This is a genomic window from Crenothrix sp. (assembly GCF_043729335.1).
GTDB lineage: Bacteria > Pseudomonadota > Gammaproteobacteria > Methylococcales > Methylomonadaceae > Crenothrix.
Map to the genome: position 1 here is coordinate 343,457 of NZ_JAYTLQ010000002.1, position 11,708 is coordinate 355,164.

An 11,708-nucleotide genomic window follows, 5' to 3' on the forward strand; every position below is an offset into this window, starting at 1 on the left:
CCATGAAATATTTTGAACCCAAAGGCTATCAATCGGAGACCTTAACCAGCGTCGAAAACTATTTTAAGGCTTGTCATGCGTTACCTAGCCCATCACTGGCTTTTTATAGCTTGACCAATTTACCCTATAAAAGCTTATCAGGCTTTGCCGAAGATATGCCGTATTTTTGTTTACGCATTCCCACGGGCGGCGGTAAAACGTGGTTAGCGGCAAAAAGCGTTAAACTGATTAATACACATTTGTTACGCTCTGACTACAGCGTGATTTTGTGGCTAGTGCCTTCCAATCAAATCAAAGAGCAAACCCTAAAAGGCTTGAAGGATTTAAACCATCCATTACACGCTGCATTACGTGAGTCTGGCGATATTACTGTGTTGGGGTTGGATGAAGCGCAAAGCGTCACCGCTGCCACGCTGAACACATCCACAACAATACTGGTCGCCACACGGCAAGCATTTCAAGTGGAAAACGAGGAAGGCCGCAAAGTTTACAGCAACAATGGCGCGTTAATGTCGCATTTTGAATCGTTGTTATCCGAACAGCGGAACGAATTACTCAGGGACGATGACACGGTGGCGTATTCTTTAGCCAATGTTTTGCGCTTACGCCGCCCTTTTATTATTGTCGATGAAGCGCATAACAGCCGCACGGAGCTGGGTTTTGACACCTTGGCTAAATTCAACCCTAGCGGCATTATGGAACTGACCGCCACGCCCGATATGGTCAAAACGCCGTCAAATGTGCTGCATAGTGTATCTGCGATCGAGTTGAAAACGGAGGAAATGATCAAGCTTCCGATCCGTTTAGAAACTGAACCCAATTGGCAACAATGTTTAGCGGACGCTATGGCTTGCCGCAATGAGTTACACGTTCTTGCAGAACAGGAACAACGACAAGGTGCAGCATACTTACGGCCTATCGTGTTAATTCAGGCAGAACCCAAAAACTCCGCCCATGAAACGCTCGATGTTTATAAAGTCCGCGATGAGTTGATCACTAACCATGCTATTCCTGATGATGAAATCGTTATTGCAACGGGCGAAGAAAGAGGTTTACGTGAGTGCGAGGCCAATTATCCGCTGGGTATTTCCGATCCCGTGTGTCCGGTTAAATTTGTAATTACCCAAAAAGCCTTGGCGGAAGGTTGGGATTGTCCATTTGCTTATATTCTAGTCAGCATGGCAGCGATCCACTCCGCAACGGCGGTAGAACAATTGCTAGGCCGGATTTTGCGCCAACCCGATGCAAGCCACCGCAAAACACCCGAATTAAACCGTTCTTATGCGTTTGTGGTGTCGAAGTATTTTTCAGAAACGGCGGAAGCTCTTCGTGATCGCTTAGTGAGCGGTGCAGGCTTTGACCGTAAAGACCTAAAAGACTTTATTCAAGCCACGAAACCTGAACAATTTGATTGGGAACGCTTGCAAGGCCGGGTTAAAAGCGAACCTGTCAGTGTGCAATTAACAGCCAAACCAGTATTAAAAGGTATTTCCAAGCCTTTAAAAGAAAAAGTGACTTGGAATAATAATACCAGCACCTTAACCATTAACGCGCCGCTCACACTCAAGGAAACTGAGGAATTAAAAGCCACGGTTAATGAGTTACCCGCGCAATACGCTATTGAACAAGCCGCTGAACAAAGCCGCACCTCGGCAATTACTTTTTTCCAATCCCCTTCGGAACGGGGCGAAACTATAAGCGTTCCACAATTGGCGGTTTATATTCAGGGTGAGCTAAAGCTGTTTGATGAAACCGAAATGCTCGATTATCCTTGGGATTTGTCGTTATTAGATGCCAAACCAACAGCGGATCAAATCAGCCAATTACAATACCGATTAAAGAGTGCTGAAAGTGGCGTGCTAGATGTTACAGAACAGGGCAAAATGTTTGCAAAGTTTATGGCAAACTTGCAGCATAATTTGGATTTGGTCTATAAGCCTGAACATTGGAATGATGCCAAGTTAGCCGCATGGTTTTGCCGTAACTTACCTGATCCCACAATTACGCACGAAAGTAAACTGGCTTTTGTCAGTCATTGGATACAAAGCTTATTAGAGAATTTTCAGTTGGCGCACATCAATCAACAAAAATTTTATATTAGATTGATGCTTGAACAGCGAATAAATGAATTACGGAAACAAGCGGCAGCACGTGCTTATCAACATATTTTGTTCAGTGACAAGGTACGGGAAATGGTTTGTGTGGGTGACAGCTATCTATTCGACTTTCATCCACAAATTTATTACCCAAGCAGTTATTACGACCCTAGCACCAGCGAATACGGATATCACGAATTTAAACACCATTATTACCCACAAATTGGTGATTTTGATTCTAAAGAAGAATTTGAATGTGCCTGTCATTTAGAACGACTGGCAGAAAAAGAAAAAATCCAATTTTGGGCGCGAAACTTGGCACGAAAACAAACTAGCTCATTTTTTTTCCAACAAGCTAATGGGCGGTTTTATCCAGACTTTATTTGTAAATTGGCAGATGATTCAATTTTGATCGTGGAATATAAAGGCAAAGACCGATGGAAAGAAGCTGAACCCGATAGATTGATAGGCAACCTATGGGCGGAGTTATCCAATGGTAAATGCCAATTTATTATGATTACAGAAAAACGCTGGGATTTGCTTGATGCGTTAATTTTGGGTGGTAAGTAACCATGTCATTTGAATTTAACGACATCCTGCTTTACACCGATGCCAACGGCAAAGTGAAGATAGAGGTCATTTTTGAGGAGGAAACATTTTGGTTAAGCCAAAAGAAAATGGCTGAATTGTTTGATGTTAGGGTTCCGACAATCAATGAACATTTGCAAAATATATATAAATCCAAAGAGTTAGAATACGATGCAACTATTCGGAAATTCCGAATAGTTCAACGTGAAGGTAATCGTGACGTAACCCGTGAAATCGATTTTTACAATCTGGATGCCATTATCGCCGTAGGCTATCGTGTAAACAGCCATAACGCCACCCAATTCCGCATTTGGGCAACGGCAACGCTCAAAGAATTTATCATTAAAGGCTTTGTATTGGATGACGAACGGTTAAAACAAGGTAAGCGCTTCGGCAAAGATTATTTTGATGAGTTATTGGAACGGATCCGAGAAATTCGTGCCAGTGAGCGGCGTTTTTATCAAAAAATCACCGACATTTATAAAGAATGTAGCGTTGATTATGCCAAGGATGACCCGAAGACACTGACATTTTATAAAACCGTGCAAAATAAATTGGAATGGGCAATTACCGGCAAAACCGCCGCTGAACTCATTCATAACCGCGCTGATGCGGAATTACCCAATATGGGATTAAAAACGTGGAAAAATGCACCCAACGGCAAGATTTTAAAAGGTGATGTATCCGTTGCAAAAAATTATTTGATCGAAAAGGAAATCAAAGAACTGGAAATGATTGTATCCATGTACCTTGATTATGCCGAACTTCAAGCAGCTCGAAATGTTCCCATGAAAATGGCGGACTGGATACAAAAACTAGATGCATTTTTAGAGTTTAATGGTTATGAAATATTGCAGGATGCGGGGAAAATTAGGCATGTAGTCGCGGAAAAATTAGCGATACGGGAATATGAAAAATTCAGGGTGGTGCAAGATCATAACTTTGAAAGCGATTTTGATAAAAGCATTAAAAAATTGACGACTAAAAAATGAACAGATTAATTTAGATAGATAAAATAGTACGAGCATCAATGATTTTAAGGCCAAATCTATTTGTATATTAAAATCATTTCCATGCTAGAGAATCGAGAGGTTTATAACTGTGAATAGAACTGACATGAAGAAATTGGTCGCCTATTATAGGCCGGACGATACGGCCACCTCTTTCTACACATTGGTAGGTGAGCGGTTGCAAATATAAGCCTAGCGGCATTAATATTCAAGCAAAATTTAATATCCCTTGGACACTAAACAATACTTATAGACACAGATTTTGCTAGCTAAATACGCGTTAAGGTGTATAAACTAAACTTTCACCCCACAGCCATTTCAACAATATTAACCTGCCCACCAAACACTTCCTGAACGAGAGGAATCAAATGGTCATGATGGCTGAGAAAAATAACCTGGGTGCGCTCAGATAAGCCCGCCAGTGCCTCAAGCCCTGCTTTTGACCTTGCATCATCGTAATTAATAAACAGGTCATCAGCAATAAACGGTAATGGCATCGCCTGCTCCAGGTGCATTTCCAAAGAGGCTAATCTAAGTGCCAGATACAGCTGGTCGCGTGTCCCATCGCTCAAGCCAGCAATCCCGACCAGCTTGCCATCCGCACGTTGCCCTTCCAGAACCGGAGGATTTTTGTCAAAATCAACACTCAAACGCTGGAAAGACCCCAGCGTAAGCCCTGAAAAAAGCAGGCTGGCACGCGCCAACAAAGGCCCTTGTTTCTCCTCGCGGTAACGGTCTATCGACCAACGCAACAAGCGCCCCGCCGTAAACACCTTAATGTAACGTTCCGCCACATCCGACATTCTGGCCAGCGCCTCTTGCCGCTGTGCTTCTGCTTGCGCCGCTGCATCGGAACCGCCGATTTCCGCCAACACCCGTTTCGCATCGGTATGATCCACCAAAAGCACCCTTTCCCGCTCCCTTATGTCATTAATTTCAGCATCAATTTGGGCAATCTCAGAGACCAGCTGAACCAACTCAACCGCATCAATCTCAGCTTCCAGCTGCACTCGTGCCAAGCCATCACCTTCACTCATAAGACACGCCCTGCCCTCCTCCATAGCTACCTTTAAACGCCGGTACTGGTCAGACCGGCCAATCGCTTCGGCCAATAACACATTAGAATCGACGCCAACTCGTTCCAGCATAGGTTTCAGGCTTGCAGATGCCGTCCGTATTGAGTCATTGGCGATCACCACCTGTGCTTTGGCATCGCGAAGTGTTTTTGTTAATCGGGTGGCTTCCGTGGCGGTTGCGCGGGCCTGCGTTAAGCGTTTTGCCAATACCTGGGCTATCTGGCTTGCTGGCTGCGTTTTCAATTCCGGTGCAAGCAATTGCGCCAATCGGTCGGCATCAACGGCAAATTGTGCCAGCTCGGCAGTCATCGCATCGATACGTTCCTGTAGCAAGCGCATATCTTTTAGCTTGTTTTCAATCTGGTCGATAAGCGCCAGCGCGCCTTCAACGCTGCCTATATCGCTATCATCCGATAATCCGGCTTTGACGAGTGTCTGTGACCAAGCTTGATTCCAATGCTTTAACTCAGATTTGGCATCCTCAGCGGCCTGCTGCAAGGCCACTGCTTGCGTTTTAGCAGCCTGATATTGACCAGACAGTGTTTGCTGACGGGTTTTGGCGCGGTCAATGTCCTGAATAAAGTTTTCCGCCTGTACACACAGAGCAGACAAGCTGTCATGATCTGCGACCTGCTGTGCCGCTTCCTGCAAGGCCTTGGCTAGATTGAGCCTGAACTCTGCGACCTTCACCGAAATTGCTGTAAATTCCGCCTGGGCATCCCGACAAGCTGTTGCGGCGGCCAGTGCCTTGTCTCTTTTTGCCAGCCAATCGCCAGTGTCTTCCAGTATCAGACCTGTCAAACCAACTTCCTGCATCCTAGCTAAGCATTGGCCATCAAACTGCTCAAGCGCCGCGCTTTGGTGGAGAGACTGGTTTTCAATCGTCGCCAGGGCTTGCACTTCCCGCTCAAACTGGTGATTAAGGCTTTGCAACTGGGTTGCCGCCTCCACGTTGTTAAGGCGGGTATCGGCAATGGCATCGGCATGGAGCAGCGTGGCCTCAAAGGCTTGCGCCGCTTGAGACAAGGCTGTCTCGCCGGTTTTGATCGCCTCCCAGGATGCATCTCTCTCGTAGCGTGCCTGGATAACGTCTTCGTGCGTGATAGGATGGTGGCGTTCTTTAAATTGCAAAATACTCAGCTCAAGGCCAGCGACCTTGGTTTTCTGGTCTTCACGCTGCTTTACCGTAGCCTTGCATTCAGCGACGAGACTTTGCCGCTCTTGCAGCAACCGCGATAAAGTTTGTTGGCTGGGTGGCTTCAATGCCGTCAAATCGGGCAGCGCCATACGCCATTGTCCCAACGCTTGCAGCGCATCCTCTAACAAGGATTTCGTCTTGGTTAAAGCCGTTTGTTGTTTAAGGCTAGCCGCATCAGGATCCCCTAACGATCTGGCGCTGGCCAATGCAGCCCGCAGTGCAGGCTTGATTTCACCGGTCTGCAAAGCAGCCAATTGCTGTGCTAACGATTCAATTTCAGTCAGCTTGGCCTTTTCAGCGTGTTCGGCAGCTTTCACACCCTGCGCCAGCCCGCTAAAATCATGAGCCAGCTTGTTAAGTTCGCGTCTGACTAGCGGTGTCGGCACGCATTTGGCCAATGCTGCTTGCGATTCAGCTTGCCAGCCCAACTGGACACAGGCCTCGCAAACATCACGCCAGAGTGCGGATTTTGTCAGCTCCTGACGTTCAATATCCATCTCATAACTGCCGTATTGCAGGCGCAGTTCGTCAAGCTTGCTAATATCGGTGGCAACGTCCAGCACAGCAGTATCGACTTCAATTTCCCCTAATTCGCCCTGCGCGGTTTCAACTTCAGCGGTGCGCAATGCCAAGCGCTCTTGTGCAATAGCCAGCTCCCGCTCCACTTTTGCAAGCGTGGCGGCGGCATCGGCAGGCAGTTCGATGACGTCACCCAGCTCAGCCATTGCCTGTTCACTTGTTTTAAGTGACATGAGGATCGGTGCCAGCCGCCGTACCCGCTCAAGGCTATTCCTTTTGCCTTGGAACTGTTGATGATGCTCGCGTTCACGGGTGATTTTATCGTGTAGCTCCTCCACCTTGTTATTGGCATCAGCCCACACTTTAGTCCTGACAGTGGCTTCCTTTAACGCGACCGTCGCCTTATCAAGCTGATCTGCGGCAGCATAATAGGCACGGTCATTGGCTTTTCTGGGTGCCCAAAGCTTATCAGCTTCCGCCAACAAGGCATCACGCACCTTGCCAAGTCCCGCCACACCGGCTGCCGCCTGAAACAACACCTGACCGACATCATCCTGGGCATTTAAGATGCTTTCGCCGCCCTTGACCAGCATGGTGTGGTCTAGGCCAAACATTTTCTCAAAGAAATTCCTGTCACCCGTCCCCAAGAATTGGCTCAATACATTGTCTGCTAGCACAGCATCCAGCGGCGAGCGCAGGGTTTGCTTTTGCGCTTTTGTCCGGTGAAATTCAAGCGTCTCTAGTGCGTTAGCAATGCTAGCACCTAGGCGCAATTCCTTGAGCGGGTGCAAGAAACTGAGCTGCGATTTGGGATGCATGCCAAACAACAAATCAATAATCGCCGAACGCAGCGTGGATTTGCCCGCCTCGTTGGGGCCAACAATTAAGTGGAAATCTTGTTTGGCGGCGGGAAACTCAACACAGCGGTCGGAAAATTTGCCGTATTTAATCAGGTCTAAACGCTGAAATCGCATACTAAACTACTCCGCGTTTGCTAAATGAGAAACCAAGCCAGGACGCACATCGCGCACTAGGCCAGCCAGGTCACCCGCACGAATGTCCTTAAAATACGGGACATCCGCTTGCAGTTCCAACGGCGCCTTGTTGACCAAGCCCAATAGCTCGTCTTGCAAGCTTTTCAGAAAAACCGGATCGGTTTCAGCCGCCTCAAGCACCTCCTGCAAATCTGATAGCGCATCGGCTCGCGCCCTCACCGCCGCGCCGTCATCTAAAGCAGAGGTTTCCACCTTGACCTTTTCAATCCAAAGCCGCTCGCCCCCAATCGTAGCCGCCAAATTTAAGACTTCCGCACGCAGTTGTAACTCCAAGCCAAAAAGATCACCGTGTGCAGAAGTCTTGCCGATAACACTGACCCGAATTGCAAGCGGAAGCGATGAGGCAGCGCTTTCGACCAATGCGTCAAGTGCCTTGCCTATGCTGTGTACCACGTCGGCGAGCACATTGCACTCGGTGACATTGACTTCTAAACTGTGCCAGCGCAGCACATCAACAAGCAGCCGTTCAATATTCTGGATACCCGATTCATCCGTTGTTACAAGCACCGCACCACGCGGACCAGTCTCGCGTATATGCCGCCCCTGAAGATTGCCCGGAAAAACTACGGTCGATGCCCCTTGCCAAATTTGGTAGTCATGCACATGGCCTAGCGCCCAATAATCATAACCCTTGGCATGAAGTTCACTGAGGCTGCACGGGGCATAATTTGCATGTGCGGAATTGCCCTCCAGTGCCGTGTGCAACACACCAATATTTAACATACCGGGTATCGGCGCTGGATAGCCAGTTGCCAGATTTTCGGTGGTTTCCCTGTCCTTAAAACTGCGGCCATGTAAAGCAACTTTTAGCGACTCAAGACGAAAAGTATTGGGTTTGCGCGTATCAAATGTATAGACATTATCAGGCAATTGCAGCTTTTTGGTCATTTCACTCTCGGCATCGTGGTTACCGAACAGCAAATAAACCGGAATCCCCACTTTTTTCAAGCGTCCCATTTGGCTGCAAAAATAAATGCCGGTGTTATGGTCTTTCCATGTCCCATCATACAAATCGCCAGCGATTATCATGAAATCAACTTGTTGCTCAATGGCTTCGGTAACGAGATTGGTGAAGGCATCGCGGGTCGCCGTGCGCAGCATTGCTATGGGGGCATCGGCATAAGCACTCAATCCTGTTAACGGGCTGTCCAGGTGTATGTCGGCGGCATGGATGAATTTCACGGTATTTTTCCTTGTTTATGGGGGTTGGCATCCAAGTAAAAGTGGCTCATTTTTTGGGTCGTTTAAAGCACGCACGATGCAACACACTTAGGGTTTGCCTAGCTTTGAGCATAAATTATTTTACAGATACTTAAATGTATCAATGCTTTTTAACCAGCTTTTGGATAGGTAAGGCAGTTAAATGCAATAATTATAGAATGTGATATTACCGCTAAAAACATGCAAATCCAAAAGTTACAGCTATGGGGATTTTTAAGGAGGTATTGAGGGTTGATCGTCTATTATAGACCGGACGATACGGTCAGCTGTTTTTACGCCATGTTAAGATTTATTTGTCTCATGGCTCAGCCTAAACAAAACCCAATTACATTTGTGATTGTAAATAATTTTGAATACCAATTTGCTCAATTAGCGCCAACTGAGTTTCCAACCAGTCAATGTGCTCTTCTTCACTTTCGAGAATATGACTAAAAACTTGTCGAGACACGTAATCACTGATGCTTTCACAGTAAGCAATGGCTTCTTTCAACAATGGAACGGCTAAATACTCAAGCTTTAAATCACAGGCCAGCATTTCCTGCGGATTTTCACCAATCAATATTTTGCCCAGGCTTTGCAAATTGGGCAAGCCATCAAGAAATAAAATGCGTTCGATCAACTGATCCGCATGTTTCATTTCATCAATGGATTCGTGATAAACCTTTTCGTTAAGTTTTTGAAAGCCCCAATTTTTATACATACGCGCGTGTAAAAAATATTGGTTAATGGCGGTTAATTCATTTTCCAGTGCCCGATTTAGAAGCTGAATGACTTTAGCATCACCTTTCATGATATTCCCCTGTAGTTAGCGCATTAGTCAAAGTGTAGATTATGCCACCATTTGCATTATACAAGTTTCCATGCGACTTTCATCAAGCAACTGCTTAACATGTTGGCTACATTTTCCACACACACTGCCCACTCCCAAGCATTGGTTCAGTTGCCGACGCGATGTATGCCCATCGGCAATGGCAGATTTTACTTGCTTATCGGTAACGGCTTTGCAGATACAAATATACATTTTGGTTCTCTAAAGGTATTGTTATGGGTAATGATAACAATTCTCATTAAAAAGTAAAGTCAGTTTTGAAGTTTTCTTATGCAAATACTTTTATCTAAAAACCTTCGTTATCGCCTTAATGCCAAAGGCTGTTTCAAAGGGTTGGCTCGAATAGGCTTAGAGAGCTTCTAATACAAGAAGCACTTACACCTTAAGACCCTAATTTTTGGGTAAGTTCAGGATATTTATAACATCCCTTGGCCGTAGAAATCGATCCAGACGCTGGAATCAATTAAAATCACTGATCAGTTCTCATCTGCTCCAGATCACCTTCCCAGCTTAATTTGCCTTTAAAGGCTTTAATCCCCTCTTGCTGCTTAGATTTTACTCCGGTTACTTTTAAAACGTCGGCCATCAATGTGTCATCAATAATGATATTGGTTCGCGTCGGCTTCTCCATGTGTAAGCAATTACAAAACCATACACCTTAAAGCATTTCCACTGTTCCTGTTCAATCCTAATAGCCCAATCGTGGCGGTGGCTGGTTAAGCCTTACTTCCGACTATAATTACGATGGGCGAATGGGCTTTGCCACTTTATTTGTAGAGTACTTTATTGAGTTATTTTAATTGTCATTTGACAATCAACTATCGCTTCTACTATCATGGAAAATTGACGAGATAACTCATGCCCCATCCCCATAAAGAAATCGCGGCCGCTTTGCAGTATGCTTCGGATAATGGTTGGCGGATTGTGGAAGATGGGTCTCATGCGTGGGGTCAAATGTATTGCCCCTACAATAATAAAGACTGTCGATGCGGTGAATTTTGCAGGGCAAGTATCTGGAGTACACCCAGAAAACCGGAAAATCACGCTAAGCAAATTCGACGCATCGTCGATAACTGTCTGATACACAAAACACAAAACCTTAGCGGTGAGGAATAAGTATGATTGATTATGATTTCACTCTTAAGTTTGATATTTCTGCCCTTGAATGCGAGCCAGACACTTTTTTGGATCAATTGTATGAGGCAGGATGCGATGATGCCATTATTGGTATTGGCCGACCTGGACGTATGGCTATGAATTTCACCAGAGAAGCAAAAACGGCATCAGAAGCTGTTTTAAGTGCATTAAGCGATGTACAAAAAGTACTCCCGCAAGCGAAGCTAATCGAAGCTACTCCCGATTTTGTGGGCTTGACCGATATTGCCGATATTTTGGGATGTAGTCGCCAAAATATCCGAAATCTGCACATTAAATATCAAGCCTCTTTTCCAACGCCTGTTCATGAGGGCAGTACCACGCTGTGGCATCTTGCCAAGGTGTTGCCTTGGTTTAAGGGCAAAGGCAACTATACTGTGAAAGACAGTTTGCTTGAAATTGCATCGGCTAACATGCAAATTAATCTAGATCGGCAAATGGGTGATGTCTACACCACGCAATAAAGTTTAGTGGGGCCATCGTGCATTGTATGGTTGATTTTCCATTCAATACAAATTGAATAATATTACGGTTAATCATTTACATGGGGCGATTGGATATCGGAAGTTGGAAAATAGGCTTTAAGGGATACGCTTCCTTGCGTTGGCCGCATCTTATCGCGCTCTTCTTCAAAATCCCTCGATAAAAATAGTCGACTGCTTTTTTTACATTAGTCTATTTAATAAAAGCTTTTCGGTTCCTAGGTAATATTCAACAGCCTGATTTGTAATCATATAATTTATTGGCATGTTTTTTGCTAAAGTAAAATTATGGTATGTTAAATAGGTTCGATAGTTCGAGATTACTCCTGAATTTTAGTGAGTTTACAGTTATAATTAAAAACGAATGGCCAATAGAAAAACCGGCTACCCACTTAAGGCGGGACACGGTGCAAGGCTTAACCGTTCGGCCTGAGCCTGTCGAAGGGTGGGCGGTTAAGCCGATCATGGTTCGACAAGCT

General features: G+C 45.6%; 10 protein-coding genes. 5 read left to right on the forward strand and 5 right to left on the reverse strand.

All coding sequences use genetic code 11. The features are described 5' to 3' along the window. Window positions 1-2: 2 nt before the first annotated feature. Together ACHZC4_RS02130 and ACHZC4_RS02135 are read left to right on the forward strand one after the other, a co-directional pair. Window positions 3-2,666 (forward strand): DEAD/DEAH box helicase, encoded by a 2,664-nt coding sequence (locus tag ACHZC4_RS02130; RefSeq protein WP_394752117.1) that lies wholly within the window; start codon window positions 3-5, stop codon window positions 2,664-2,666. Between the two features lie 2 nt (window positions 2,667-2,668). Beyond that, entirely contained in the window at window positions 2,669-3,676 is a 1,008-nt protein-coding gene (locus ACHZC4_RS02135; RefSeq protein ID WP_394752118.1) for a virulence RhuM family protein, read from the forward strand. A 320-nt stretch (window positions 3,677-3,996) separates the two neighbouring features. Here ACHZC4_RS02135 and ACHZC4_RS02140 read toward each other — a convergent pair whose 3' ends face one another. The 5 genes from ACHZC4_RS02140 to ACHZC4_RS02160 all read right to left on the reverse strand — a co-directional run bounded on the left by ACHZC4_RS02140 (window position 3,997) and on the right by ACHZC4_RS02160 (window position 10,223). Next, entirely contained in the window at window positions 3,997-7,461 is a 3,465-nt protein-coding gene (locus ACHZC4_RS02140) for an AAA family ATPase (protein WP_394752119.1), read from the reverse strand. A gap of 6 nt (window positions 7,462-7,467) precedes the next feature. Next, a complete protein-coding gene (locus ACHZC4_RS02145; protein WP_394752120.1) occupies window positions 7,468-8,724 on the reverse strand; it encodes an exonuclease SbcCD subunit D in 1,257 nt (418 codons plus the stop codon). Window positions 8,725-9,088: 364 nt separating this feature from the next. Continuing rightward, complete coding sequence (gene bfr / locus ACHZC4_RS02150; RefSeq protein WP_394752121.1) at window positions 9,089-9,553, reverse strand: bacterioferritin; 465 nt, start codon at window positions 9,551-9,553, stop codon at window positions 9,089-9,091. A 39-nt stretch (window positions 9,554-9,592) separates the two neighbouring features. Further along, complete coding sequence (locus tag ACHZC4_RS02155; protein ID WP_394752122.1) at window positions 9,593-9,784, reverse strand: bacterioferritin-associated ferredoxin; 192 nt, start codon at window positions 9,782-9,784, stop codon at window positions 9,593-9,595. Window positions 9,785-10,061: 277 nt separating this feature from the next. Beyond that, complete coding sequence (locus ACHZC4_RS02160; protein WP_394752123.1) at window positions 10,062-10,223, reverse strand: type II toxin-antitoxin system VapB family antitoxin; 162 nt, start codon at window positions 10,221-10,223, stop codon at window positions 10,062-10,064. A 227-nt stretch (window positions 10,224-10,450) separates the two neighbouring features. On the opposite strand from ACHZC4_RS02160, the gene ACHZC4_RS02165 reads away from it, so the two are divergent. The 3 genes from ACHZC4_RS02165 to ACHZC4_RS02175 all read left to right on the forward strand — a co-directional run. After that, window positions 10,451-10,708, forward strand: coding sequence for a hypothetical protein (locus ACHZC4_RS02165; protein ID WP_394752124.1), 258 nt, complete (start codon window positions 10,451-10,453; stop codon window positions 10,706-10,708). A gap of 2 nt (window positions 10,709-10,710) precedes the next feature. Beyond that, the gene (locus ACHZC4_RS02170; protein WP_394752125.1) at window positions 10,711-11,211 is read left to right on the forward strand and encodes a helix-turn-helix transcriptional regulator; all 501 of its coding nucleotides are present in this window, start codon (window positions 10,711-10,713) and stop codon (window positions 11,209-11,211) included. Between the two features lie 311 nt (window positions 11,212-11,522). Then, window positions 11,523-11,708, forward strand: a 186-nt coding sequence (locus tag ACHZC4_RS02175) for a hypothetical protein (RefSeq protein ID WP_394752126.1), incomplete at its 3' end; no start/stop codon positions are given.